Source organism: Candidatus Bathyarchaeota archaeon, assembly GCA_026014735.1.
Taxonomy (GTDB): domain Archaea; phylum Thermoproteota; class Bathyarchaeia; order Bathyarchaeales; family Bathycorpusculaceae; genus Bathycorpusculum.
Genome location: JAOZHT010000001.1, coordinates 153761 through 178452 on the forward strand (window position 1 = coordinate 153761; position 24692 = coordinate 178452).

Here is a 24692-nt window from a genome sequence, read left to right on the forward strand (position 1 = left end):
CGGTTCTCTATCTTCAAAAAACAAACTCCAACATAATAAATAGTAATATTTTCTATAAGGATAAAAAAGAAAATTGCGTCTAGAAAGGCGCGAATACTCCTATGAACACAAGCCATGCCAGTGCTGTTTTGGCGCCAAAACTAAGTATTATATAGACTCTTTCGCCATAGAGATAATCCTTCCAGCGTCCTATGCCTTTGTACTGTAATACCATGTTGAGGGCAAATACGTTGAAGACTGCAAAGTAAATGAGCAATATCGAATATACAAAGGCGGGCGGCTCAACACCTGTTGATGTGATCGCTGCTACGAAATAAGCGAATAACACCACCCATGTAATACCTCCTGAAATGCATCCTACCAGAAATGCTGACCATGACGTTTTATCGGTATGCTGATTTACTATTTCCATATAGTACCCGAACATTATCATCATAGCATTTAACGTGAAGATCATGACTAATGACCAAAAGTCCCAGACTCCGACGAAGGTCGCAATTAGTACAATCATTATTGAACTGGAAAGGGCGTATTCGTACCAACGGTATGGGTTCATTCCCTTCTTCAAGTTTTTGTTATAGTCCTTGTTTTTTGGAAATGCGATAATGAAATGCGCTAGTGCTGAAAGCAGCGGAAATGATGCAACGATGACTCCTAAGTAGCTTAGGGTAAACCAGACTTGAGGGTCAGGTGCTATGTTAAAGACTGGTGGCGGTCCAGGGGTTATGTCGAGTTTTAGGTAGAATGTGTATATGTCTTGATCCCACGTTAGAAGCGTGCCTAAAATGAGCATAATGATTCCCGTCGATAAATGCAGGATCCCTGCGCCCAAGTTGAATTTCTTGAGGTAGCTATAAGAAATGGGCGATTTGGCTATGATTTCTTGTCTTTCTTTATAATTCAACCTGTCACCTCCTTTAAGTGAAATGGAAAAAAACTGTCAATCCGTTTCAGCCTATTATTGAGTGTCTGCTGTATCAGTTATGAATTTTTTATCTCTTACTGATTGACTACTTGGTTGTATGCAGTTAAATCGCAAGTTAGGTTAGCTTAATAAAAATATGTGACTGTACAGGGTCAATAACATCAACAGATTTAGTGGTTGAGTAATTGTATTATTAAGGCGAGTAAAGCAAGTAGCATATGGTTTTTGGGGCTCGGTGATTGTGGTCCAAAGTGTAGAATATGAGATTATAAAGAAATTAAACTCGGTTGAGATCAGGCGCTACCCCACAATTGTTATAGCTAAAGTATCGAATTTCGAGCAAGATAATTTTGGGCTCCTTTTTCGCTTCATCTCTGGAAGCAACGTGCAAAAAGAGAACCTAAAAATGACCTCGCCAGTTGTTTCCCAAGCGGTCTCCCAAGAAATTAAGATGACCTCGCCAGTTATTTCTGAGTTCTCAAATCAAGGCTTCATGGCGTTTGTTATGCCTTCCAAACTTACTCTGGAAACAACACCGGTACCCTTAGACAGTCGTGTCAAAATAGAAGAAATACCTGCAAGGATGGTGGCAGTTTTGCGATTTAGGGGAAACTGGTCTGAAAGTCACTTTGAGGAAAAAACCAAAGAGCTACTGCAAGAGCTAGCTAAAGCAAACATTAAGACAAAGGGCAGCGTCTTTACTATGCTGTATAATCCGCCTTTTACTCCAAGCTTTCTACGAAGAAATGAAGTAGCAATCGAAGTTGAGCATACAAGCGATCCTTGACTAAATAGCGCGAAACCATTTGATTTCAATATGGAGCAACAATTTCAGATAGCCCTCAAGATTTGATGCCAAATCCTAAGTTCAGTAAACATCAAAATCGCTTAGTTTGCCGCGGTATGGCTATTCTAAAAAAGTAGAAGGGAGATTAGTAATTTGGTGTTGAAGTGACAAAAGTAGAGTTGCCGAAAATGGATGAAAACGAGATTGAACAACTAATTGGAGAGCAATTGCTTTGTCGAATAGCTTTCAAAGGAGACTTGCAGCCGTACATCGCTCCTTTTCAGTACGCTTATGTCGAGGGCAAACTTTACTTTCATTTCACAGATTACGGTAGAAAGATGAGTTTTTTTAAGCAAGAAACCCCAGTTTGCGTTGAGATAGAACGATATACTCCAAACCTTAGCGAGTATGGGTTTGTAGTGCTTACCGGGAAACTAAGATTAGTGGAGGATCGCGAGGAAAGGAAAATGGCTATTGAAAAGATGGCTGAAGGGGGTAAACAGAAACTTTCGCCAAACTTTCTTTTGGCTCATGGCTTTTCCCAGGGCTCAGATTGGCTCGATTTTACTGCAGACAAACCGATTTTGATAGCTTGACGAAGTTACGGAGAAGAAAGGCCTCAAGTCACTTTAACTTACCAGAAAACGATTGATAAAAGAAGAAGCCTAATTTTTTTCCTCTTTCTTCTTTCTACAGTTTGATTTTGCAGATGTGTTTTGGCTACTGATTAGCCGGTTTCTCGCCTTGTAGCGCCACAATTTGTACATCGAAAGAAAGTGACTGACGCATGTATTGTCTCATTGGCTGTTTCCACTGTCCAAGTTTCGCTTTCAGTGTGTCCGCATATCGGGCAAACCACTTTAACTGTTGATAGTTGTCTTAGCGAGGCTGCCTTTCTATCTATGACTGCTATTTCTGCTGATTTGCCAAGGCGTAGGGTTGCTTTTTGTTTTGTTTCTTCCTCTTTTAGGGGTTCTTGGTATTTGCATTTAGGGCATCTGAGGGCGGCGCCTTTCTTGGCTACCTGGAGCAGTGCTCCGCATTTGGGACAGAAGTTCATATGATCACTTGATTGCGGCTTAACTGTTTCAGGCTTCTTTGCTAATAAATGTAGGTTCAAATGGTCTTGCGGTCCCTGCCAAAATTGGGCTATCTGCAGCGGAAGCAAAATCCTTTGCCCTTTCTATAACAAAAAATGTTGTTTCAAACTTGGTCAACAGGACATTTCTTATAAGAAGTAGTCGTCGGTAGAACACTAAAGACTACTACTACCCAAGCGGCACGCTGTCTTTTAAGAAGATGCCCCGGGCCCCTATTGTTTCAATAACGGCGCAGGTTTGCTCTATTCGCGTGTTGCTTTTGAAGAGCCTAAGTTTCGCCTGGCTCTCTTTCGCCATCCTTGTTCTATTGCTTCTTTTTCTGGAATCGTTTTTATGATCAAGTGCTCGTTATCATTGCCGATCTTGACAGTGCATGGAGCGCCGATTTTAAATGGAAACGCTGGATATTTACTAACCTTCGTTGGAACGTGGACCCAGATCCTTGCGTATTCTTTGCCTTTGCTTGCGGTTTTTCTGCCGATGATTGTTCCTACGCCTGTGTGCGCCAAAATTGCAGTTCTCTATTGCTCGTAGGTGCTCTAGCAGTTTTCGTCCTTGGATGCTACTTCCTTCCCCTTTCTAAACGCAAAAAACGTTACCTGCAGATAACCAATCGGCGGGACCCTCTTCACCTCAGAAAAGCTCTTTTGCTCTTTATGCCTAACCGCCAAGGGTACCCAGCCGGACCCCTCATCAAACCCTGGTGAGCCCGCGGCCAAAAATGTATATGCAAACTGTATATGCAAAACGTATATGCATCGGAAATCCCCTCGTCAAGTATGCGCCCCCAAAAACTTCAATCTAACATAAACATTAAATTCCGTCTCAATGCTATGTAAGCAAATGCAGCCGACCACAACTAAAATCAACATCGACGACCAAGCCCTAAAAATTTACGGATTAGAGGGCATCGAGGTTCTAGTTGGCTTGGGCTTGTCGAGTCGGCAAGCAAAAGTTTTCCTGGCACTGCTTGCCCTAGGCGAATCAAGGGCCCGCGCCATCGGAACCCTCTCGACGATTCCCCGCCAAGAAGTCTACTGCCTACTCGAAGACCTAAAACAACTAGGCCTAATAGAGCAAAGCCTCACCATGCCCGCCACCTACAGCGCCGTTACTCTAAATAGTGCCATAGAGCTACTGATTGAGCGAAGAGAAAACGATATCGCTAACGCATCAACCAAAGCTAAACAGTTCATACAAAAATTTAACCAAACAAAAATCGGCATCGTAGCCAACCCCAAACCCAGCTTCGGCATAATATGCGAAGGCTCATGCGACAAAAAATTCGAAAACGGCCTCCTCCAAGCCAAACGCCACGTTGATGTAGTTACAAGCTGGGAACGCTTCAAGCAGGCAAGTCTACGATTTGAAGCCCCCCTAAAAGAGGCAATAAGAAAAGACGTAACCGTACGCATAGCCTTCGATAAACCCCCAAACCACAAGCTGCCAAAATGGGTAAACGAAGCATCAGAAAAATACCTGAACTATAAACTCGCTTTCCTGTCCTCACCCCTTAAAGCAGTAGTCGCCATATTCGACTATACTCAAGCTGCAATAACCATCAGCCCAGCAGCAAATCTAAGCGCCGGACCCACAGTATGGACAACAAATCATTCCTTAGTTGCGCTGGCCCAAACCTACATCGACTCTATATGGGCGGCAACTTAAACTAAAAGCCGCATCCCCTAAGCACCTGACCCTGTCAGCGGAAAACTGCAACACACCCCGATATTTAGACGAAACGGCGTTTATAACCCTCACAACTTAGGAGAAAAACACATTGAAAAAAAATTATACAACTATAGCATTTTTAGGCATAACAATACTTGCAATAATGCTTCTTTCATCAATCGCTTCACCCTTCGCTGACGCTCATACACCTATCTACAAAATCACTTCTTACGCATACATAATGGTGGAGCCTAATCCAGTAGGCGTTGGCCAATCAATGGCTGTCGTCATGTGGATAGACTCCCCCCTCCCCGGCGCAACAGTTGAAAACGATGTTAGACGACATGATTACACCTTAACCATAACAAAACCCGATGGAAAAACCGAAACACAACACTGGGACGTAATAGCCGACACAACCAGCGTGCAATACTACAAATACACACCCGACCAAGTAGGCACATACCAATTCAGCTTCGAATACGCAGAACAAACCTTCACTTGGAGCGGCGAATACCAAGGCGACATATTCTTAGGCGCAAGCAAATCAACAAACCTCACCGTCCAAGAAGACCCAATAGCTGACCCAATAGATAGCTATCCGCTTCCAGCCGAATACTGGACCTACCCCATAGAGGGACAAAACACCTACTGGTACTCAATCTCCTCAAACTGGCTCGGTGAACCCTACATAGTCTCCGGCGCCGCCATCGGGAGCGGAACATCAGGCAACTATTTCGGCAGAATCCAACCTAACGGAATAGCCCCCAACAGCCCACATATTATGTGGACCAAACCCATCCAAGCCGGAGGACTCGTAGCTGGCAACAGCACTGGAATATCAGGCGAAATGTTCTACACCGGCAGTTCATACAACACAAGATTCCAAAACGCAATCATAATGCAGGGAACACTATACTACCAGGAACCCTACGGCAACTCAGGAACCGGCGGCTACTTCGTCGCAGTCAACCTGAGAACAGGTCAAGAGCTATGGAGAACCAACGTCACCGCTACAGGTGCCCCCGCATTCGGCTACCTATACGCAAGCGATGGACCAAACCAACACGGTGTCCTTTCAAACGGACTGCTATTCACCAATAACTTCGCATCATCATATGACGCGCTCACAGGCGAAGTCACACCTATGAAGGTAACTAACGTTCCCTCAACCGATACAGTGCTAGCATCTGTCGCTGGACCAAGCGGCGAAATCATACGCTACAAAGTAGTTAACATCGGCAACACCACAAATCCAAACTGGCGCTTACTACAATGGAACTCATCCAAAACAGTCGGTTACCTATCCGGTACAGGCATCGGCGGCTGGTACTCAGGCACCATAGACGCAGGCTTAGCCTCAAGATTCGACTACAACGTTTCATTAAACCTGCCGAATTCTGGATCATGGCGTGTCGATCGAGCTAGCCTAGATAACATGTTACTGTTAGTTCAGGGTACCTTTGGGGCACACACCACAGTCTCCGATGGCGCAAACCTCACTGCAGTTAGCTTAAAACCCAACTCCTATGGACAAATACTCTGGACCAAAAACTTCGCACCCGCGGCAGGTAACATAACTGTTGCCTTAACAAGCTGGGATGTAGACAAAAACGTCTTTGTACTGTCTTATAGGGAAACCAACACAATGAAAGGCTACAGCCTAACCGACGGAAGCCTACTGTGGACAACAGAACCAACCAACGACTATACCTACTTCAGACAACTGCCCACTGCCGCCTACGGCAAACTCTACTACTCTGGATACGGTGGCATACTCTACTGCTATGACATCAAAACAGGTGGCTTACTTTGGACCTACGGAAACGGAGGCGAAGGAAACACCACCTATGCTGGATTCACAACACCCTATGGCAGCTACCCCATCTTCGTAGACGTAATCGCTGACGGAAAAGTCTACTTAGGCTCAACAGAGCATTCACCCGACTCACCCTACTACAAGAACGCTCAATTCCGATGCCTCAACGCCACCGACGGCACTGAAATCTGGACCATGATGGGCTGGGGCACAGGAATGGATGCCGCTGGCTACGATCGCGTTGCAGACGGATTCTTCATCTACCTTAACTGCTATGACATGCAAATCTACAATGTAGGTAAAGGCCCAAGCGAAATCACAGTAGATGCACCCGCAACCTCAACAAACCTCGGCAAATCACTAACTATCAGAGGCACAGTAACCGACATAGCGGCAGGTACACAACAGGAAGAACAAGCGGCACGGTTCCCCAAGGGCGTTCCTGCAGTTTCAGACGAAAGCATGAGCAGCTGGATGGAATACGTATACATGCAAAAACCACGCCCAACCGATGTCACAGGCGTACAAGTCACCCTTAGTGTTCTTGATGCAAACGGCAACTACCGCGAAATAGGCACAACTACAAGCGATGCCGACGGCTTCTACAGCATGAATTACACCCCAGACATTGAAGGCAAATACACACTATACGCTAGCTTTGCTGGCAGCGAATCCTATTGGCCCTCTCATGCAGTCACAGCATTCACAGTGGACCCTGCAGATGCTACTCCAGCGCCAACACAACCTGCACCAGACTCCATCGCGGACATGTACTTTATCCCCGCAATTGCCGGTCTATTCGTCGCAATCATCGTTGTCGGCGCAATGATGATGCTGATAATGCTTAAAAAACGACCATAAAGCCAAAATCCAACCAATCCTTTTCTTTTTTTAATGAGCTTGACCTTACTTCTGTTCTTCTTTATCGCCAAATCCTTCTTTTCCGGACAAAGATTTGAAAGAGGTGGGGATTTTCTTTTTATTAACACTGAAAACGCCAAATTCATTATTGAAAAAGTGCCTGAAGGCTTCGGGCCTAATTGGTCATCAAACATAGGAATAGAATACAAAAAAGCTTGGGGTTCTATTCCTGACGCAACATTAAGAGCGAAAATTTGCGAATTATGCAGCTTTGTTTTTGGCAGACAGCTTCTCAATATCGGATATACTGCGTATGATGAAAAAAATTATGTTATTGAGTCATACGCTCGCAGTCCATGGGGTAATATTGCTAAAAGTAGCTGTAAAAAGGTAGACAAAACTCCAATCTTTATGTTATCGATCCCTCAGGGGCCGATTCCTTGCGCTGAAATGGTGATAGCACAATTACTGCCTGAGTATATAAAATATCGTGAGGTTTTTCGTTTAAAAGAAGCGTTATGGAACTTATGGATTTCTAATCAAATGCCCATTGGACCAAACATTCCAGTTCTCGCCTCAGCATTAGAATCAATCATTAAGGGTTGGTTTACATCGGTTAGGTCAGAAAGCCAAGGTTGTTTTATAAGCAATAGTGATTACCAAAAAATGATCGAACCAGAGGTTTCAGCTATCAAAGCAAAATTAGAGGCTCAACTTAAAGAAAAAGAGGCAAAAAAAATAATTAGCACCATTGTGAATTCAAATTCCTTTGGACACACAGAAAGATACCGCTCGTTTTTTCAGGAAATTAAATTATCTCTAACAGACGTTGAAGATGAGGCGATTAGGGAGCGGCATAAGTTCGTTCATGGCGGTGCTATCTTCGACAATGAAGATTGGACTCTAATCAGTCGTCGAGCGGTTGCTTTTGAAAAGTTAGTTTGCAAAGTTATCTTGCGAGTGCTATCTTACTCTGGAGAATTCATCGATAAACCTGCTATGACGTGGGGATACAACGAAAATTTAAAGAATTTAACAAGCCCCTGAGAGAGAATTCTAAAAAAGATTCAGGGGATATTTTTTCCGTTGTTTCTTTTACTTTTCTTCGTTTCTGTTATTAGGTTTAGTTCTTTGGCGTAATCTATCAGTGCCAGCCGCATGGTTTCGCTCTCGCTTGTGCCCAGCCGCGCCGAAACCTCACATAGCATGATGCGTTGTTGCGGGCTAAGCGCCACTTTCACCAGACTTTTCTTTGGCATCCCCCAGTTTTTCCCCCATTACCCCACCGAATGGCCCGTAGGCGACCCCACGCGTGGCCCCGCAGAGGGTACAATTCGCCTTTTCTGTTTCTTTGCTTATTAAGTGGGTGTTAGACCTGTGAGGGATATGAAGTGACATGGGAAGAGAACCAGCAAACAATTAAGGGCAAATTAAAAAACCCGCATCAATTCCAGGAAGAAACCCTGAAAACAGTTACGTTAAACCAAAGAGACGGCATAGAAGCGTTGGTGGGCAAACCCCACGGCAAACAGGCGCTCTCTATCCAAAGCTACATTTTCAGCAAAGAACACGGCTGGACCCTTGAGAAAGCCAAGGCATGGTTCAGCAACCTGCATGGCAGCCCCGAGCACGTCTGCGCGCCCAACGTGCCCTTCTCCGTCGAAGAAAAGATGCTTGAGGCGCCGCTTCGGATTTCGGGGCTCGCGATGACGGTGGGGATGAGCCGCAACTTCAACATCTACACCGCCGAGGAACTGCAGTCTTTCGCGGAGAAACTCACCGGCGCCCCCATCTACCTTGAGCATGTCACCGCCCAGGACGCCGTTGGCAAAGTCACCAAAACCCAGTGGGACGGCCAAAACCTGCTCTACGAAGCCGAAATCTACGATGAAGCCGTCGCCGAAAAAGTCCGCCGCGGCCTAATCCGCCACGTCAGCGTCGGCGCCGACTACCAATCCGTCGACGTCGTCAACGGCAAGGTGCCCCATGGACTGTGCAACGCCGAAATGAGCCTTGTGGCGGTGCCCGGAGTCGCCAACGCCAACATCGAGGTCCTAGAGCACCTCCAAGAGCAGCTGGAACCCCAAGTGGCAGGCAACTACATCCTGGGCTTTAGCCAGGACGCCTCTGCCTTTATGCCCGAGCACTACAGCACCCTGTGGCTGGACCGCGAAGCCGGCGTGTTGGCGCTGATGGGCAAACCCAAAAGCGACCCCGACAGCCAGCGGACAGCGGCGATTTTTTTCTCTAAAGAGCACCTTTGGGACCAGAACCGAATCCGGGACTGGCTAAGCGCGCACCCCGCCTACCTCACCCTTGTTGCCGCGTCCCAGCCCCCGACCGATGCCTTAGCTGAGAGCCTGCTCCAGAAATGCAGCCCCGCCGCCATCCCCATAGGCGAAGCCATACGCCTCATCGAGGAAGTGCTGCCCAGCAGCATCGTGCAGCGCAGCTGGAGCCTTGGGCCGCAGCGGATGTGCCAGGAACTCGGCAGGGTGCTCTATCGCCTCCGTAAACTCCAGAATTCAAGTCACAAAGAGTTGACCGCCAGTACCTGAGGATGAACTCGGAGAAAACGAAGCAAGGGAGAAATGATACACATGACTGATTTAACAGGCAAAGCTTGGATGGCTATCGGCGAAACCGACGACCCCAACGCCGTCATCGAATCTTACATGGCGGAAGCCGCAGTGGCAAAGGGCGACCTCGTCTACTTAAGCTCAGACGGCAAGGTCTCCGCGGCTGCTGAAGCACAGGACTGCATCGGAGTGGCAGTGAAAGCCGCCGACGAAGATGCTCAGTGCCCAGTTTTGATCCGCGGCAGAGTCAAAGTGAAAGCAGGCGGCGTCATCCACCGGGGCAAAGCCGTCTACGGAGCAGACGCTACACAACGCATCCTTGAACTCTCAGACCAAGCCGTAAACGAAGCCGGCAACGCAACCTACACCGTCACCTACAACCGCAAACTCGCCACTGCACTGCAGACCACCGCAGCAGCCGACGACCTCCTCTTCATACAGCTATAGGTGAAGATGATGAAACCGCATCTTTTTGAAGCCCTCCAAGGCAACAGCGAATTCCGCGAACACATCGAAAACCAGAAACACAAAACCGCCAGTCACCCCTTCCTGAAACGCTACAGCGAAGTCGGCATCCGCGAGGGCCTCTTCAGCGACTCCGCATCGGCTCTTGGGCGTCTACATGACACCCTAGTCGAGGCGGCGTACCCCGAGATGATTGGACGCGAAATCATCACCGTGATGCCCACCACCGAACCCATGGAGCGGTTCCCACTTGACACCAAAGCAGTCGCCTACCGATACGCAGAAGGAGCAGCTACACGGCTCAGCGGCAGCAAAAACAGCATCGCAGACGTCTACACCAACGTCGCAGCAGAATCCTCCGAGGAGTGGACCCGCGAGTTCCTCGAAGACGCCACCTGGAACGTGCTAAACCGCATGGTTGAGAAAGTCGGCCGCGCCTTAGGCGAGGAAGAAACCAGCCAGATCATCGGGCTCTACGGCGCCGTCGCAGACGCGGACCTGGCAGGCGGAGACGCCCTTGACCAGGACGGAGCATTTCTGGATTGGGAAGGCGTGGTGAATCTGCATAATGCGGTGCGCAGCGAAAACTGGCGCCCCACGGTGCTTGCCGTCAACGAAACCCAGCTGCATCAGCTGCTATCCGACGACAAATTCATCCATGCCCAGTACCTGCCCAGCGGAGCAACCAACCTCGACGAAGCCACCGTCACCAGCGTCCTTGGCATGCGCGTGCAAGCCAGCACCCTGGTGCCTAACGGAACCGCCTACGCCATCGACACCCGCGTTGCCTCCGTGATGCTTCTGCGCCGAGACGTAACCGTCGAGGACTGGGAAGACATCAAAAACGGCAAGTACGGGGTAAGAGCCACCACCCGCTTCGGTTTAGGTGTGCTTCGCAGCAACGCCATCGCTAAACTCACCAACATCAACCAGAGCCTAACTGCCTCCACAGGGTAACAGTGCAAGCCATGACCCATCCTCTTTCCCCCCTTTTTTGCATCATCAAACTGAGAGGTTATAGCAATGAAGTGGTTAATTGAAAAAATGAATCTAATAAAAGCAATCCTAAAAGAACTCGGTTACGCGCCGCTGTGCCGAACGGAACTCGAGCAACGCGTGGTGCTTAAAGCAGGATCCCATGCCACCTTCGAGGACATAATCCGTTACCTAACACATGCGGGCTACATACAGAAAAGCACGCCTAAACACCGCGCAAACTACCAGATAACCCCCAAAGGCACAAAACTTTTGGAGGCCCTCTTATGAGCAGCTCCCTGCGTCGCCTCATAGAATCCTTTCCGGTTAAGGCAAGAAGCGGCTACGCCACCCCCAAAACCGCATTGGTATACGAAACCCCCAGCATACCCCTCGTCGACGTCGTGAAGCTCTACGAGCGCGACCCCACCTGCAAAGCAAGCGTGGATTTGCTGGCGGCCTCCGCCGTGGGCAGCGGCTTCTCCACCACCATAAACGGCGGCTACGAGAAAGCCAGCCAAGCCAAAGCCGCAGTGGACAACTTTAACGAAGACATAAACCTTGACGCGTTGCTCTGTGACATGGCCCGGATGCTTATCGCCTGCGGCAACGACTTCTGGCTTAAACTCACCCCCCAAAACACCAAAAACCTACATCGCCTCCCCGTCGACGCCGTCGAACGCATAGAGCAAAGCTACCTCGAGGAGAAAACCCTTAAAATCCCCTACAGAATCGAAGGCTACAAGCTGCGGCACAACTACGGCGGCGAAGCCCTCTCTGCCCAAGCCATCGTGCATTGGCGCATCAACTGCCTTGACCACTCCGGCTTTGGCACGGGCGTGCTGCAGGTGCTGCTGCATTCGTTGGCATTCGGTTCGGATCGACGCCCCCCATATGCCTCGATGAAGGCGAAGATCGAGCGGATTATGCCGCGGATCTTTGAGAAGTACGCTGGACCCGACGTTTTGGCGCTGCTGGAACGCGCCGACGACGCCACGATCGAGCAGTTTCAGCAAGCCATCAAGAACCGCGATGAAGAAGGCGCTTGGCTATTCTACAACGGCAAAGGCAGCATCCAACCCGTCAGCATCGACCCCCGCGCCCGATTCGAATACTACGTCGATCACATCATCAACCAGTTCTATCTAGGCTGCGAAACCCCGCTGCCCCGCCTGTTTAGCACCCCGGGCTTCACGGAGGCATCCGCCAACGCCGCGTTGGAGCTGCAGAACATGCTGATTCAGCCCATCCAACGCTACATCAAACGGCAGGTGGAACGTGACCTCTTCGACACTGTACTTTCCCAGGCTGGCTTTGACCCCGCCAAAGCGCAGGCGCGCCTCAACTGGAGCCAATATAAAACTAAAGAAGTCAGCATGACCGATCTTCTTTCGGCGGCGCAGCAGGGCCTAATCCGCCAGGAGGAATTCCGCAAAAACGCTTCCAAATTCGGGTGGCAGCTTTGGGATGCCGCCGCAGAGGGGTAGGTGGCTGCATTGACGCAGGTTCCCTATGGCCGCTACGAGGAAGCCTACCGCGCCATCCATAGTGCATTGATGGGTTTAACGGCTGCTCCGCCAGGGCATAAACTAACTAAACTGGGGTTCAGCTGGGCTGCTGATGGCTCTTTAGCCTCGCTAAGAGGCTACGAGGGGGATGATTTGCTTTTTTCTTTAGCATTCACATGGAACCCCGATGGGTCGATATCTGAAGTGGTCAGGTCATAGATGGAGGGAATGAAGGTATGGTTAAAGCAATAATCAAGTTGGCTAAGCTAATCCAGTATAGCCTCGCAGTCGAGAACCTAAGGGACGAGGGCGACTGGCTCATTTTCTACTATGCGCCTGATGGAGTAACCCAGCATAAGATCAAGTTAGATGCCGATAGCGTGGCTGCACTGAAAAAGAAACGTGACGAACTATTGGCTTTTCTGGATCAAGTTGCCTTAAGCGGTGAGGTTGTGGCAACTTGGAAACTGGAAGATATGGCGGTTCCCGCCAAGACAAATGCGGCGTGGGTGCGGAAATAATTGGGCATAACCTACAATGCAGCCACCAACACCATCACGGTAACAGGCTACACCAGCGGGGTGCCCTGTACCTTCATGGACCTCTACAATGCTGATGAGGCAGGCGGCTGGGGCGTGGTGAGCAAACAGGGGGTTAATCAATATCTGTTCAACGCTAAACTATACATAGGCGATTCCACTGGGAGTGTGGCGACTTATTTTGCTGACAAAAATGTCCAGGTGACGTTCGCTGATTTTCTATCTGCCGGTGAGGTATTTGTCTACATCTGCGCCGCTTGGACTAACACTTATGCTACTTTTGGTGTTTTGCATGATGAATCCACAAAATCGACGAGTGATGGATGCGACTTTTTCTTTTTGACTCCTGCCAACTATCAGTATGCATTCATTAGTCAATGGGGAGTCGATGACTTCAACATTAATTTTTATAGTTGCACGTTTAAAAGTGTGAGTTCGGCCTCGTCAGTCTATATTTTTGGCAGTCGAGTTTGGAATTGCTATTTTGACCGTGGTGTAACTATCGAGACTTTGTCGGCAAATGGCTCTTTGTATAATTTTCAAATGCATGGTGCAGGCGTTGGTTCAGGGTTAAATCTTCCCCTTTTAGACGGCGTTACCTGTGAGGAATTAAGAATCATTAATGCTTATCAAGGCTTAGCAGTTTTAGCGGGCAGTAAAGGAACATATTCAGTATCAAATATTTTTATGCGTAACAACTTTTACGATTTTAGTTTTTATGGCGCAAGCGTCGTTACCTCTATATTTTTAGTTAATTGTGACTGCGATGGCTGGGTTTTCAACTGGGCAGATTCCACGCCTATTACTGTTTATCGCCAGTACGAGTTTAACCTCACTTTAAGGGAGTCTGATTGTACGCCGATTGAGGGGGCATCCGTTAAGCTCAGCAAAGGCGCAGTGACTTTGGAGCTTGAAACCGACCAAAACGGGCAGATAGCTACCCAGGCGTTAACGCATGGCTACTTCGACCAAGCCCACGGCAGCACCGAGCAGGACACGGAGAACTGGACGCTAAACATTGAGGCAGACGGCTATATGCCCTACACTGCAAGCTTTCCTATAACTGAAAAAACCCGGCTGCAAGTAGCCCCTAAACCGCAACTTAGCGGAACCGCTGTGCCCAGCGATGTTGCCGCTGGAAAAACCTTCTATGGGGATGACGTGGATTCGATGCTGACTGGAGAGCATGTTAATCCCGCGGTTTTTGTGGATGTTTCTTCGGGGAAGCCTGTGTTGAATTTGAACCGGGGAAAGCTGGATAATCAGCTTGTTTTGGGTTTATAGGATGATCTTTTTGTTCCCTGTGGTTGCGGTGACGGGTGGCTGCTGGAGTGCACGGGGCAGTCCCAGATTTTTTATTTTCAAATGTGGCTTTAATATATGGTTTATTTTAAAGACCATTCAATATATGGTCTTTAAATCATGGAAATTCTTTAAATTGTGCTTGAACAATTTATTTTTGAAAGAGGTTGAACAGATTGGCAAACGTTTCATTAAGCGATGTTCGAGACACAATCAACGTTGGCAGCGCCGACATACCCGACGACAAAATCCAGAAAATGATCACCCGCGCAGCCACCACCCTCTCGCTGGAACTTGGCCGAGAAATCCACTCGGATGACTGCTCCGAGGCGGAAAAGGAATTCGTCACCTTGCTTGCCGCGGTTTACGCCATCTGTTATTTGACAGGCGGCTCCGCTGTGGGCCTAAATTACAGCGTCGGCGACCAAAACATCTCCGTTGCCGCCGCAGCGCCACCCCTAGTTGTTCTTCAAAACGAGCTGGAGCGGATTTTAGGCAGCCTCAAAAAACCCACCCTGCGGAGCGCCTAAACATGCCTGTCCCCGAAGCCTACTGCCAATTCGTTATGGACTACGCGCCCTACCTCTACGTTACCCCCGAGTCGGGGCCAGATCTAACTTGGGGAAAGGCTGCGTTGGCCGCTGGGTTTGCTGTGGATTTTCTCTACGAAGCCTACTTTGACCCCCAATTTGACAGCCGCAGCAGCGAAATAGAAACAAAAATCGCGGAGCTCGCGGACTGGATTTTAACCCAGCAAATCACCGACGAAAACGCGGCGGCGTATGGGGGGTTTGTGAGTGCCGAGGGCAGCAGCGCATGCTACAGCGTCGACGTGGGACGTGTCGTGCCCGCTTTGCTTAAAGCCCACGAGTTAACCAGCAACGGCGCCTACCTCGACGGTGCCAAACTCGCCGGTGGCGTCTTTCTCTATAACATGCAGCATAAACCCGCTGAGTTGGGCATCCATGACCGCTACTACGGGGGCTTTGCCCGGGCGGTTGATGAGGCGGAGGCGTGGCTGCCCCAGATGGACACGGAGTGCCTCTATGGATTGGTTGCGCTCGGTATGCTTGGGGAGTCTGATCCCCTTAACGTCGCCAAGTATCGGGTGATGGTGCAGGACGCCGTTAACTTTTATCGTCCTGGGCTTGAGGCGCTTGCTCTCTACTTTGACCCCCTCCCCTCCGGGGATGGAGGTTGGCATCGGGTAGGCTTGGGCGATGACACAGTCTATGATGACTCCATCGCCTATGCGCTGCTGGGCCTCTACGACTATGAGGGCTACAGCCTCACCGTGCAGAGGACCTATCAAGCCCTCAACTCCATAGGTGCATCGCCGCAGTACCCCGCCTACAACCCCGCGGTATGCTGGGCAGGCTACCTAAACGTCAAAGCCAAAGTCCCCGCCTGCATCTACTACGACTGCGTCACCGCAGGCATCCTGGGAAGAATCCGCCAGAGCCACGATAAACCCGCCTACGCCTTCTGCGCCCAAACCAGCCTTCGCCACCCCGAAGAATTCATGTTTTGGGGCATCAAACACGCCGACTACGCCTCCATCGAGAATCAGCAGGCGATGGCGACGGTGTGCTGGCTGGGACAGATGCTTAGTGGCTATGCGCCGCCGCTGACCCGCTTCACGCAGATTCTCAAAAGCAAGGGCGAAAACCTCACGCTTTATCCCCTTGCCGAATCTGGAGAAAGCACAAGCTACGGCGAAGCCCTTGATTTCAAAGCCATCGTTTTACTCGGCAAAGCCGAAGAAACCCAGATTGAGGCAGGCTACCTCTACAGCGACTACTTGACCCTGCATGTGTATGCGCCGCTACGCCGAGGCGACAAAGTCAATCGTGCCGGCGTAGACTACGAGGTCACCGCCATCCAAGATTTTAGGCTCAAAGATGAGGTGGCATTCTACAAGGTGACGCTTAGGAGGCTGCTTTGTTGAGTACAATTGAAGACCCCTCCGTCACCGTGGCGCGGCTGCTGCGAAGCCAGCTGCGTGTGGTCCTCGACAACGGCGGCTTAGCGTCGGTTAACGTGTCGGCAGAGTACCCGGGCAGCGACGCATTCAAGTTAGGCGACGGGCAAGTGACGGTTGGACTGGCGGATTGCAGCGACCAAAAACTGGATTTAACCGGCAAAATCCGACGCCGAACCGCTGCGGTGCGGGTAAACGCATGGGCAACCGACACGCCCGCGGCAGCCGAAAGCGGCAAAAGCCTCCGCGGCAAAATCGTGGAGGAAATCAACCGGATAATCCGACAGAACCGCACCACACCCAACCAGACAACCTACACTTTCGTCAACCAACCAGCGGGTGGGGAAGGCTGCAGGGCTTTTGGCGGAGCCGCAGAGTCAGCGCCAACTGAGAAGTGGACAGAGTTATCCGACATGGACTACGCGAAACTATGGTACAGAGACGACAGCCGCTGCCAAATCAGCAGCAGTCAAAGCGGTGAATCCGCGGTTTTGCTGGTCGGCTTTAAAGTAGAGAGCTGCCCCGGCGTGGTTGCGGAGGCGGCTTTCTGCTTTGAGGGCTACGGCGTGGCTCCAGGCGGCGACGGCGTGGCGGTGAAGGCATGGAACAGCGCCCAGCAGGCCTGGCATAACATGCAGAGCAACAGCGAGGGGCAAACCGACGAGGCTCTAACCTTAACGTTGTCTTCGGGCTTTTCGGATTTCATAGACGCCGACGGCTACCTATGGTTCCTCGCCAAAACCTTGGGCACCAGCGACGACGAAACCGAAGCGGTGCTCACCTGCGATTATGTCTCCTGCCGAGTTACGGTGAAGGGCATAACCTACTGCGACATCGCAGGTTACCGCCGCCTCGACCGCACCGACACCAAGCCCCCCATCTACCGCACCGAATTCAGTGTTAAATCATGGTTCATCGAGAACATTGGAGTGTAAGATTGTATGCCAGAAACGTATGGTTCCCATGAAAGCAAAATCTACTACGTTGAAGAAACCAGCTTCGGCGTAACCCCCCAAACCCCCACTATGCTCAGCGTACCCGCCCAGAGCCTGGAGCCCCAAATAAGCCCCAACAACATCAAAGTCCGCGGCGTCGGCTCCGTGGACCTGCAAGCCATCAAAGGCGGCCAGCGGGCGCCGAGCCTGAAACTGAGTTTTCCGTTGCCCAGCGAGGCACCGATTAACTTTCTGCAGTACTGCCGCGTGGAACTTGCCAAGTCATTGAGTATGCAGCTGCTCTACTACAAGGGCGCCTTTGCCTCGGCAACCGATATTCTCTCGCTGCTCTACACGGGCTGCAAAATCCAATCAGGCACCGTGCAATGCAGCATCGACGAGGTGGTGCAGGCCAGCGTGGACGTGCTCAGCCAAAACCTCACCGCGTCCACAGCCAAAATCGAAGACGCCGTCTACAGCGACTACGGCGGCGCGGTGCCCTTCTATGAGAGCTACATCAAAAAAGGTGGGGTGGCTCTGGAGCGGGTGACGGATTGGAAGTTCACGGTGGAAAATAACCTGCGGGGTGTGCCTGTGATTCGCAGTAGCGGCGGCAACGTCGTGAAGTATCTTCCGAATCGGCATCGGGACCTGACAGGAGAGGTGGTTTTTGAGTTTGAAAGCAAAGACGAATTCGACGACATCATAAACGACTCCGAATTCGACCTCGAGTTCGGCCTAGGCGGCGCAAACAAAGCCGTCTTCAGCGACTGCAAATGGGAAACCGCCGCCGCCCCCACCCGCATCGAAGACTTAGTGAGCCTCAAAGCCGCGTTTGTAGCCAAAACATTCACCATAACATAGGAGAAAAAAACATGCGAAAACAAACCATAACCCTTGGAACCGAACACGGCGCAGAATACGCCGGCACCTACATCTTCGGAGAAATCACCTGGGCAAAACGCAGCCGCATAATCCAGAAACACACCAAATACCACCCCCTAAGCGGGCAAGTGCAAAGCAGCGACTTCATCGCCATCCAAGCCGAAACCATCTGGGCCGCCCTCAAAGAGCAGCCCCAAAGCGGCCCCATCACGCTGGAGAAGCTATTAAGCGAAGAATGCGGCGTCCCCATCGCTCTGGGCGAGCTCTTCTCGCAGGTCGTCAACGGCCTCTGCGCGCTGAGCCGGGAGGAAACCGCTTTTTTATCCGATGCATCCGCCGCCAAAAACCCCACGTCGCCATCACCGACTTCCGACTGTGCAAAGAATTCGGCTGGACCCCAAGCGAGCTCGCAAAGCAGTCCTCCCGCGTTATCCACCAGTACACCGTTATCCTCAACGAGATAGACCGAGCGGCTGAGGAAGAAAAAAACAAAGCAGAAAAGGAAGCAAAACACTATGAGCGTTTCAGTTAACCTTACCCTATCAGGCTCCGAGGAGTTCCAAGCCGCAGTCAGCCGCTTCGACGGCGCCATGCAAAGACAAATACAAGAGAAGCTCTCCGAGTGGGCGCAGACTGTGAAGTCCGAGGCGGAGCGGCTGGTGCCTGTGCGCACGGGTTTTTTGCAGAGCAGCATCTTTGCTAGGAGCGTGGGCTGGCAAATTCAGGTTGGCGCAGAGGCGGAGTATGCGGCGGCGGTGGAGTTCGGCACCGGCAACATGCGTGCCCAGCCGTATTTGGCGCCGGCCCTCGAAACCCATCTGCCCAGCCTTGAACGTTATCTTTTGGAAGCGATAAATTCAGCTAAGGCGGAGGCGCAGCTATGAGTTTTCAGGAAATCGCCATAACCGTCCGCGCCGTCAACCGCGCCAGCAACGAGTTCAGCCGCATCCAAACCGACGCAGAAAACCTTGCTGCCCGCATCCGAACCGTGGGCTCCGCCATCGCAGGCATCGGCGCCGCAGGGACCGCCATCGGCTACGTCGCTAGCCAATTCGGCGTCCTTGACGACAGCCAAACCCGCGTCTTCACCAGCGCCATGATGGTGGTTTCGGTGATGGGCATGTTTATGCGGACCAGCGCCGGAGTCGCCGTTGCACAGAAGGTCTACGCCGCCGCAACCGCCCTTGCCACCGCCGTGCAGAACAGCCTCAACATCAGCTTCGCCACCTTCCTTGCATTGACGGGGGTAGGCATCGCCGTGATTGTTGCAGCCGCCGCAGCCATGTACAGCTTCGCCAACAGCATGAACACCGCCACCTCCAGCGTGGCAAGCTTCAACAGCCAAGCCGCCCAAACCCCCAGTCAAAGTCGAAGCATCGTCCGCAGCGGCGAAGCAGCCCTCTACCGTCGAGGAGTCGAATAAGTTGAGTCTAGATGCGCCCTGTGTCGCCCTTGTCTTGGGGTCGGTTGCGCCTCCGCAGGGGGACGTAGTGGATTTGTCGGTTCATCTGGGCTGCACCCGTGAAGTCGGTAGCTTCGAGGTGGTGCTGGCTAATTGGAACGGCAAATACAGCTCCGGCGGCAGCTACCCCATCACGGTGGGTTCGGATGGCAGCCTCTCGGTGGGCCGAGGCATCAACTGTCCCCTGCTTATGACTCTGCGCGTCGAAAACGTCAAGTACCAGTCCTCGCCCGTCGAGAACTACCTCACGGTGAGTGGCCGCTGCTGGGGCGAACGGCTCTTCCGCCGCGTCGTCACCAAAACCTACGTCAACGCCAAGGGCGAAGACATCGTCAAAGACCTCCTCGACTACTATGTTGGATTAAGCCATGTCCGAGGCGGCGTTGAACTGGTGGAATCAACCGACACAACCTACACGTGCCTCGAATACAGCGACACCCCCGTCATCGATATTCTGCGTGAGATCGCCGACAGCGCCGACAAATCAGGCGTCATTGGCTTTGACTTCCGCGTATCACCCGACGCCAAATTCGAGTTTTTCCCCAAAAACAGCAAAACCAGCGCCGTTAGCCTCTCTGAACGCATCGAAACCAGCGAGTACATCCGTGACATTACCCGCGTGCGCAACCGCGTAACCGTATATGGCGCAGCTGACAAAAGCGTCCCCGCCGACAAGGATCAGTGGACCGAAAGCCTCAGCCCCAGCGGCGGCGCATGGACCGCCCTCTCCGGCAGCCTAAGCCTCGACACAGCCACCCACGTCAAGGGCTCCGCATCCATAAAAACCACTGCCAGTAGCCTCTACTATGCCAGCTGCCAACTTACCCTAAACAGCGGCAGCGAAGTCGACACCGACGCCTACCCCACCCTTAACCTGTGGCTAAGCCGCGACGCAGCATTCAACGGCAACGCAACCATCGTGCTCCATGACATCTACGGCAACCTCGCCTCGCATGAAATGACGGTGGGCAACGAGAAGTGGTTCCAAACCCAGATCGCCGTGGGCGCAAAAAGCGCTGACCAGTGGCAAGCCGTCTCGGATTTCAACTGGAATCTAGTCAAGAGGGTGCAGGTTACGCTGTGGTTTACCGGGGTGGGGTCCGGTAGCTTTTGGGTGGATGGCTTATACTTCGGCGGCAACCGCTACAGCAGCGCTGTGGAAGATTCGGCAAGTCAAGCCACTGTTGGGCTGCGTGAGCTTGTGGAAGTCAACGAGGAACTTGCCAGCGACGCCGAATGCAGTTTCCATGCCAACGCGGTTCTCGTCAACCTCAAGGACCCCGCTGAATCCCTGGTGGTCGAAACCTCAGTGCTTGACTACGGAGCAGCGCCTATTTTGGCGGGCGACAAGGTCTCAGTGGCGTTGCCCAACGAGGGCGTCAGCGGCAGCTTTCGAGTTCAAACCGTCGAGTACCATGTGGACGGCAGAACCCAGACGCTTCACGCTACGCTGGAACTGGGACGCGAAAAACCGTTGCTTGCCGATTACGTCTATGCCCTGCGCAGCAAGACCAGTCAGCTTAGCAGGTACAAAACCGCTAAACTCTAAGGTGACGCTATGAGTAGACGGGTTGTCGTCGAAGTCCGAGAAGACCTGCATCGGGAACTGCGTAAACTCGCCGTGCTAAATGACCTTAAACTCTACGTTGTCACCAACGCGCTGCTTGAGGACATCTTATGTGATGAAGAAAACATTAAACGCTGCTTGAAGCGGCTAAAAATGTAGCTGCAGTATCCCTTTGCTGATTTGTTCCGCAACTTGCTTCACCATACAGATATTAGGTGCATCCGACTCTTCTTGTTTCCTTCAAGTGTTGTTGTATGGTTTGCAAACTACAGGCTTTTAGACGGGATGCAGTGGACAGCAATATGGCATCCAGTTACCGTTTCGCCGTTGTGGATTCCAGCAAAGCAAAAGAGTACCCTGCGAATTTCGTTTGCATGCTGCCCGTAAAGGTCGAGCAGGGCAAAGGAAAAACAGTAACGGTTTTCGGGGAAATATTCGGAGAAAAAAGCATAGAGCTAGCCTTGGATCTTTTGAAGAGCGCACTTGAAAACGAAAGTGACATGGCGATTAAAGCGGAGCTTAACCGCCGCATTAAACTGATTGACCCAAAACAAGCTAACCTAGTGAAGTGCAACGGGTGCAGCAAAACCTTTCAGCCCCGCAGAGTGAGAAAATACAAACAGAACTTTTGTGACGACTGCCTTAAAGCAAAATATGGCATAAAGCACTAGGGTCTTCTTGGATGCTCTTGCGGCGCATTTACGCTTAGTCACCTGCCGTGGGATAGGTAGAAAACAAGCCTTTTTGGAAAAAAGGAAATTTTTTGTTTCTTTTTCCTAAAAAAACCTCAGATGCTCATTATTTGCTGATTTTAAGGGAAAAACGGGTTTTTTCTCTGTATACACTAATATAGTTGATAGAACAATCTATCAGGTACTAGAATTCTTTAGAAGAAGAGGTCTGAGCGCGGCTTTTTCTCCAGATTATTCTTACTGAGGCTCTAAAATGGGTAAAAGAAAAATAACAAACGAAGGCAGCCTAGACAATATGGTTCTTCCCTCATCAAATGATGTCTTGGGCATGGCTATAAAAATGCTGGGCGCCGACCGAATCATGGTTAAATGCCAAGATGGAAACGAACGGTTATGCCGAATTAGAGGTAAACTAAAACGGCGCGTCTGGATAAGAGAAGGCGACATAGTTCTGGTTTCCCCCTGGGATTTTCAAAGCGAGAGTCGAGGCGACATCTTTTGGCGTTACAGAAAAAATCAGTCCGATTGGCTCAGAAACCACAATTACCTAACGATGTAGGAGAATTGTTAATGATTATTCTGAAGTGTAGGGAATGCGGAAATACCTTCCAAAAAGACGGAAACATCATCGAAAACCAGGCGGTATCTTGTCCCATCTGCGACTCTAACTATAGATTAGTAACCAAAGAAGGAAAAGTGTTTCTCGAAGATTTCGAAGAAGAAGACCTCGGCGAAATCTAAAGATAGAGGTGAAATAGATGAATGAAAACAAAACAAACTTTATAATTGCGGTGCGGGGCTACAAAAACGTAAAGAAAGAGAAAACCGCCAACTGCACCGACGTAACAGCCCTAGATAGCCTAAACAATAAAGTGCTTCTACGCGCAATCGAACCGATAGGCAGCGAATGCATCGGCGTCAACGACATTAAAACTATGGCGGAGTACATAAGGCAAGAAAACTTTGACTCGGCAATTCTGATTAGCAGAAAATTCACAGACACCGCTGTTGTTGAAATGGCAAAACATAAAATTCAGCATGTATCCGACGACTACATGCCGCCTTTCCAAATTGAAGAACTATACCATGCGATTATTGGCTGCATAAACAATCAATGCCTCAAAAAATGCGGAAAAGACACCGGAGCGGAATCCGAATGCGGAAAACTTAGTGCGCCATGCAAGATAAGGTCGCTTACAGGCTCAGTTAAATACAACTTTAAGCAGGGAAACGTTGGGTTGCTTAAAAACGACCTTAAGATGGCTTTGGCACTGAATAAATAATCACCATTTAACCTGAATTTTCTATTTCAGGATGCAAACGTTTAATTCCGCCGCGTCCTCTATGGGTGAAGTTAATCACCCGCTATTTTTCATAGCCTAAAATTAACAGGACCATAACATGTCAGAACAAGTCTCAACCGAAATAAAATGTGACGACTGCGGAAAAACCGCCACCGTTCCCTTCAAACCCACTGCCGGTAAACCAGTTTATTGTAGAGAATGCCTAAGTAAGCACCGGGGCGATCGGCGGCCAGAAAATGGAAACCGAACAGAAACTAAACCACAAAACGCGGAAGGCGAAAAACAAGCCTGGTCTAGACGCCGAGAAAGCTGGCGCTGAAAAAGTAAGCGTTTAGCTTACTAATTCAACGATGGTGCCTATCGCTTGGCCTGGAACGGGTCTTGCGAATTTGGCTCTAACCGTACCAGTTCTTCCATGTGTTCCAACAATTTTTCCTTTCCATTCGTCTTTGCCTTTTGTCCAAACTACTTTTTGCCCGACAAGTTTTCCGGCGCTGCCGAAGTCCATGTTGTCAAATTGGATTAAGCATTCTTTTGGCTGCTGGGATTTAGGTCCAGTTCGATAATTGGTTATGCGACCGATAATTTTCATACAATCATTCACCATCTGAGTGCCTCCATGTAATGGTTTCATGCATTTAAAGCTGCACTAAAATAAATGCCAAAGCAAGGCATGTTCAGGCGGTTTTTTAGCTAAATTTTATTTAAAGCGCCCACGCATAATTGTCTGATTACTTTGGCGCTAAACTGCTATCTCCCAGGCAACATGATACTCATCGACGCCTACGGTTGGGGCGATTTGCTACTGGGCGTTGTTGTCGGCGCAGTTAAGCCCCCCCAGCGCATGCTCCTTGAGCGGCGCATCCCCACCTCCGCTTTCCAACCCCCCAACTTCAAAAACAAAAAATACCTTGAAAACGCCAAAAAAATCGCCGACGAAATCCTCACCGTTATGCAGCCCGAAAAAGACACCTGCTTTAAGGTCTGCAGCGAATACGTGCTCTCAGGCGTTATCGGGCATCTGGAGAGCTTGGGCTTTAAGGTGCAGCGGGTCGAATCCACAGGCGAACTTAACCGGCTGGTGGAGGAGGCGTATCTGCGCTGGTGCGTGGAGGTGGGGGTGCCAAGGGAGATGCTTAAGGATCAGCGGCGGTTCTGGAGTTTTCTGGACTGGGTCGCCGAGAAACCGCATGTCCGCGAGGGCCTGGTGAAGACGGGGTGGGCAAGCTGGGAGCAGAAGTGGCGGCTGGAAATCTACCGCAAACACCAAAGCGAATTCCACCCCGACGAATCTAAAACTATCCGTGAAGACCGACAAAGCACCCTATAAGGGGG

The 24692-nt window shown here is 50.5% G+C and carries 32 protein-coding genes and 1 pseudogene; 29 read left to right on the plus strand and 4 right to left on the minus strand.

The annotated features are described in order from the left end of the window. Positions 1-79: 79 nt before the first annotated feature. The gene (heR, locus tag NWE93_00640; protein MCW3998730.1) at positions 80-904 is read right to left on the minus strand and encodes a heliorhodopsin HeR; all 825 of its coding nucleotides are present in this window, start codon (positions 902-904) and stop codon (positions 80-82) included. Positions 905-1160: 256 nt separating this feature from the next. Here heR and NWE93_00645 point away from each other — a divergent pair, with 256 nt between their 5' ends. After that, positions 1161-1712 carry a heme-binding protein gene (locus NWE93_00645; protein ID MCW3998731.1) on the plus strand — a complete coding sequence of 184 codons (552 nt, stop codon included), beginning with the start codon at positions 1161-1163 and terminating at the stop codon, positions 1710-1712. Between the two features lie 188 nt (positions 1713-1900). Beyond that, positions 1901-2308 (plus strand): pyridoxamine 5'-phosphate oxidase family protein, encoded by a 408-nt coding sequence (locus NWE93_00650; protein ID MCW3998732.1) that lies wholly within the window; start codon positions 1901-1903, stop codon positions 2306-2308. 131 nt (positions 2309-2439) lie between these two features. Here NWE93_00650 and NWE93_00655 read toward each other — a convergent pair whose 3' ends face one another. Next, a complete protein-coding gene (locus NWE93_00655) occupies positions 2440-2772 on the minus strand; it encodes an RPA12/RPB9/RPC11 RNA polymerase family protein (protein ID MCW3998733.1) in 333 nt (110 codons plus the stop codon). A gap of 277 nt (positions 2773-3049) precedes the next feature. Between NWE93_00655 and NWE93_00660 the strand changes: the two genes are divergently transcribed. The 4 genes from NWE93_00660 (at position 3050) to NWE93_00675 (ending at position 8210) form a co-directional block, all read left to right on the plus strand. Beyond that, positions 3050-3346, plus strand: a complete 297-nt coding sequence (locus NWE93_00660; GenBank protein MCW3998734.1) for a hypothetical protein — start codon at positions 3050-3052, stop codon at positions 3344-3346. A gap of 309 nt (positions 3347-3655) precedes the next feature. Then, complete coding sequence (locus NWE93_00665) at positions 3656-4480, plus strand: hypothetical protein (GenBank protein ID MCW3998735.1); 825 nt, start codon at positions 3656-3658, stop codon at positions 4478-4480. A gap of 112 nt (positions 4481-4592) precedes the next feature. After that, complete coding sequence (locus tag NWE93_00670; protein ID MCW3998736.1) at positions 4593-7163, plus strand: PQQ-binding-like beta-propeller repeat protein; 2571 nt, start codon at positions 4593-4595, stop codon at positions 7161-7163. A 33-nt stretch (positions 7164-7196) separates the two neighbouring features. After that, positions 7197-8210: a hypothetical protein gene (locus tag NWE93_00675; GenBank protein MCW3998737.1), complete on the plus strand. Its 1014-nt coding sequence runs from the start codon at positions 7197-7199 to the stop codon at positions 8208-8210. A 20-nt stretch (positions 8211-8230) separates the two neighbouring features. Here NWE93_00675 and NWE93_00680 read toward each other — a convergent pair whose 3' ends face one another. Then, positions 8231-8422 (minus strand): hypothetical protein, encoded by a 192-nt coding sequence (locus tag NWE93_00680; protein MCW3998738.1) that lies wholly within the window; start codon positions 8420-8422, stop codon positions 8231-8233. 132 nt (positions 8423-8554) lie between these two features. On the opposite strand from NWE93_00680, the gene NWE93_00685 reads away from it, so the two are divergent. The 22 genes and pseudogenes from NWE93_00685 to NWE93_00790 all read left to right on the plus strand — a co-directional run bounded on the left by NWE93_00685 (position 8555) and on the right by NWE93_00790 (position 23574). Further along, positions 8555-9721 carry a hypothetical protein gene (locus NWE93_00685; GenBank protein MCW3998739.1) on the plus strand — a complete coding sequence of 389 codons (1167 nt, stop codon included), beginning with the start codon at positions 8555-8557 and terminating at the stop codon, positions 9719-9721. Positions 9722-9763: 42 nt separating this feature from the next. Continuing rightward, positions 9764-10189, plus strand: coding sequence for a DUF2190 family protein (locus tag NWE93_00690; protein MCW3998740.1), 426 nt, complete (start codon positions 9764-9766; stop codon positions 10187-10189). 9 nt (positions 10190-10198) lie between these two features. Further along, positions 10199-11164 (plus strand): phage major capsid protein, encoded by a 966-nt coding sequence (locus tag NWE93_00695; GenBank protein MCW3998741.1) that lies wholly within the window; start codon positions 10199-10201, stop codon positions 11162-11164. Between the two features lie 66 nt (positions 11165-11230). Further along, positions 11231-11473 (plus strand): winged helix-turn-helix domain-containing protein, encoded by a 243-nt coding sequence (locus NWE93_00700; GenBank protein ID MCW3998742.1) that lies wholly within the window; start codon positions 11231-11233, stop codon positions 11471-11473. After that, complete coding sequence (locus NWE93_00705) at positions 11470-12669, plus strand: hypothetical protein (GenBank protein MCW3998743.1); 1200 nt, start codon at positions 11470-11472, stop codon at positions 12667-12669. The genes NWE93_00700 and NWE93_00705 overlap by 4 nt, the downstream gene beginning before the upstream one ends. A gap of 9 nt (positions 12670-12678) precedes the next feature. Then, positions 12679-12909 carry a hypothetical protein gene (locus NWE93_00710; GenBank protein MCW3998744.1) on the plus strand — a complete coding sequence of 77 codons (231 nt, stop codon included), beginning with the start codon at positions 12679-12681 and terminating at the stop codon, positions 12907-12909. A gap of 17 nt (positions 12910-12926) precedes the next feature. After that, the gene (locus NWE93_00715; GenBank protein MCW3998745.1) at positions 12927-13211 is read left to right on the plus strand and encodes a hypothetical protein; all 285 of its coding nucleotides are present in this window, start codon (positions 12927-12929) and stop codon (positions 13209-13211) included. Beyond that, positions 13212-14513 carry a hypothetical protein gene (locus NWE93_00720; GenBank protein ID MCW3998746.1) on the plus strand — a complete coding sequence of 434 codons (1302 nt, stop codon included), beginning with the start codon at positions 13212-13214 and terminating at the stop codon, positions 14511-14513. It begins immediately after the preceding gene. Between the two features lie 194 nt (positions 14514-14707). After that, a complete protein-coding gene (locus NWE93_00725) occupies positions 14708-15061 on the plus strand; it encodes a hypothetical protein (protein ID MCW3998747.1) in 354 nt (117 codons plus the stop codon). A 2-nt stretch (positions 15062-15063) separates the two neighbouring features. After that, positions 15064-16479 carry a hypothetical protein gene (locus tag NWE93_00730; protein ID MCW3998748.1) on the plus strand — a complete coding sequence of 472 codons (1416 nt, stop codon included), beginning with the start codon at positions 15064-15066 and terminating at the stop codon, positions 16477-16479. After that, positions 16476-17447: a hypothetical protein gene (locus NWE93_00735; GenBank protein ID MCW3998749.1), complete on the plus strand. Its 972-nt coding sequence runs from the start codon at positions 16476-16478 to the stop codon at positions 17445-17447. Before NWE93_00730 ends, NWE93_00735 begins: the two co-directional genes overlap by 4 nt. A gap of 6 nt (positions 17448-17453) precedes the next feature. Next, a complete protein-coding gene (locus NWE93_00740; protein ID MCW3998750.1) occupies positions 17454-18311 on the plus strand; it encodes a phage tail tube protein in 858 nt (285 codons plus the stop codon). An 11-nt stretch (positions 18312-18322) separates the two neighbouring features. After that, positions 18323-18796, plus strand: coding sequence for a hypothetical protein (locus NWE93_00745; protein MCW3998751.1), 474 nt, complete (start codon positions 18323-18325; stop codon positions 18794-18796). Between the two features lie 51 nt (positions 18797-18847). Then, positions 18848-19216, plus strand: a complete 369-nt coding sequence (locus NWE93_00750; GenBank protein ID MCW3998752.1) for an HK97 gp10 family phage protein — start codon at positions 18848-18850, stop codon at positions 19214-19216. Further along, the gene (locus tag NWE93_00755; protein ID MCW3998753.1) at positions 19213-19755 is read left to right on the plus strand and encodes a hypothetical protein; all 543 of its coding nucleotides are present in this window, start codon (positions 19213-19215) and stop codon (positions 19753-19755) included. Before NWE93_00750 ends, NWE93_00755 begins: the two co-directional genes overlap by 4 nt. Before the next feature lies 1 nt (position 19756). Beyond that, the gene (locus tag NWE93_00760) at positions 19757-21343 is read left to right on the plus strand and encodes a hypothetical protein (GenBank protein MCW3998754.1); all 1587 of its coding nucleotides are present in this window, start codon (positions 19757-19759) and stop codon (positions 21341-21343) included. Between the two features lie 9 nt (positions 21344-21352). Then, the gene (locus NWE93_00765) at positions 21353-21520 is read left to right on the plus strand and encodes a hypothetical protein (protein ID MCW3998755.1); all 168 of its coding nucleotides are present in this window, start codon (positions 21353-21355) and stop codon (positions 21518-21520) included. Positions 21521-21615: 95 nt separating this feature from the next. Then, positions 21616-22032 carry a hypothetical protein gene (locus tag NWE93_00770; protein MCW3998756.1) on the plus strand — a complete coding sequence of 139 codons (417 nt, stop codon included), beginning with the start codon at positions 21616-21618 and terminating at the stop codon, positions 22030-22032. Between the two features lie 274 nt (positions 22033-22306). Further along, positions 22307-22612 (plus strand): translation initiation factor eIF-1A, encoded by a 306-nt coding sequence (gene eif1A, locus NWE93_00775; protein ID MCW3998757.1) that lies wholly within the window; start codon positions 22307-22309, stop codon positions 22610-22612. Positions 22613-22623: 11 nt separating this feature from the next. Then, complete coding sequence (locus tag NWE93_00780) at positions 22624-22794, plus strand: hypothetical protein (protein MCW3998758.1); 171 nt, start codon at positions 22624-22626, stop codon at positions 22792-22794. 17 nt (positions 22795-22811) lie between these two features. Continuing rightward, positions 22812-23336 carry a hypothetical protein gene (locus NWE93_00785; protein ID MCW3998759.1) on the plus strand — a complete coding sequence of 175 codons (525 nt, stop codon included), beginning with the start codon at positions 22812-22814 and terminating at the stop codon, positions 23334-23336. A gap of 118 nt (positions 23337-23454) precedes the next feature. Then, positions 23455-23574: pseudogene (locus NWE93_00790) on the plus strand (hypothetical protein). Between the two features lie 114 nt (positions 23575-23688). Here the strand turns inward: NWE93_00790 and NWE93_00795 are convergent. Then, a complete protein-coding gene (locus NWE93_00795; protein ID MCW3998760.1) occupies positions 23689-23949 on the minus strand; it encodes a 50S ribosomal protein L35ae in 261 nt (86 codons plus the stop codon). 144 nt (positions 23950-24093) lie between these two features. On the opposite strand from NWE93_00795, the gene NWE93_00800 reads away from it, so the two are divergent. Next, on the plus strand, positions 24094-24687 hold the full coding sequence (locus tag NWE93_00800; GenBank protein ID MCW3998761.1) for a hypothetical protein: 594 nt from the start codon (positions 24094-24096) through the stop codon (positions 24685-24687). The last annotated feature ends 5 nt before the right edge of the window (positions 24688-24692 follow it).

Coding starts and splice junctions, on each gene's coding strand:
- NWE93_00650 (MCW3998732.1), top strand. CDS start 1,901: ATGGATGAAAACGAGATTGAACAACTAATTGGAGAGCAATTGCTTTGT.
- NWE93_00655 (MCW3998733.1), bottom strand. CDS start 2,772: ATGAACTTCTGTCCCAAATGCGGAGCACTGCTCCAGGTAGCCAAGAAA.
- NWE93_00665 (MCW3998735.1), top strand. CDS start 3,656: ATGCAGCCGACCACAACTAAAATCAACATCGACGACCAAGCCCTAAAA.
- NWE93_00675 (MCW3998737.1), top strand. CDS start 7,197: ATGAGCTTGACCTTACTTCTGTTCTTCTTTATCGCCAAATCCTTCTTT.
- NWE93_00680 (MCW3998738.1), bottom strand. CDS start 8,422: ATGCCAAAGAAAAGTCTGGTGAAAGTGGCGCTTAGCCCGCAACAACGC.
- NWE93_00690 (MCW3998740.1), top strand. CDS start 9,764: ATGACTGATTTAACAGGCAAAGCTTGGATGGCTATCGGCGAAACCGAC.
- NWE93_00695 (MCW3998741.1), top strand. CDS start 10,199: ATGAAACCGCATCTTTTTGAAGCCCTCCAAGGCAACAGCGAATTCCGC.
- NWE93_00700 (MCW3998742.1), top strand. CDS start 11,231: ATGAAGTGGTTAATTGAAAAAATGAATCTAATAAAAGCAATCCTAAAA.
- NWE93_00705 (MCW3998743.1), top strand. CDS start 11,470: ATGAGCAGCTCCCTGCGTCGCCTCATAGAATCCTTTCCGGTTAAGGCA.
- NWE93_00715 (MCW3998745.1), top strand. CDS start 12,927: ATGGTTAAAGCAATAATCAAGTTGGCTAAGCTAATCCAGTATAGCCTC.
- NWE93_00730 (MCW3998748.1), top strand. CDS start 15,064: ATGCCTGTCCCCGAAGCCTACTGCCAATTCGTTATGGACTACGCGCCC.
- NWE93_00740 (MCW3998750.1), top strand. CDS start 17,454: ATGCCAGAAACGTATGGTTCCCATGAAAGCAAAATCTACTACGTTGAA.
- NWE93_00745 (MCW3998751.1), top strand. CDS start 18,323: ATGCGAAAACAAACCATAACCCTTGGAACCGAACACGGCGCAGAATAC.
- NWE93_00750 (MCW3998752.1), top strand. CDS start 18,848: ATGAGCGTTTCAGTTAACCTTACCCTATCAGGCTCCGAGGAGTTCCAA.
- NWE93_00755 (MCW3998753.1), top strand. CDS start 19,213: ATGAGTTTTCAGGAAATCGCCATAACCGTCCGCGCCGTCAACCGCGCC.
- NWE93_00765 (MCW3998755.1), top strand. CDS start 21,353: ATGAGTAGACGGGTTGTCGTCGAAGTCCGAGAAGACCTGCATCGGGAA.
- NWE93_00770 (MCW3998756.1), top strand. CDS start 21,616: ATGGTTTGCAAACTACAGGCTTTTAGACGGGATGCAGTGGACAGCAAT.
- eif1A (MCW3998757.1), top strand. CDS start 22,307: ATGGGTAAAAGAAAAATAACAAACGAAGGCAGCCTAGACAATATGGTT.
- NWE93_00780 (MCW3998758.1), top strand. CDS start 22,624: ATGATTATTCTGAAGTGTAGGGAATGCGGAAATACCTTCCAAAAAGAC.
- NWE93_00785 (MCW3998759.1), top strand. CDS start 22,812: ATGAATGAAAACAAAACAAACTTTATAATTGCGGTGCGGGGCTACAAA.
- NWE93_00795 (MCW3998760.1), bottom strand. CDS start 23,949: ATGAAAATTATCGGTCGCATAACCAATTATCGAACTGGACCTAAATCC.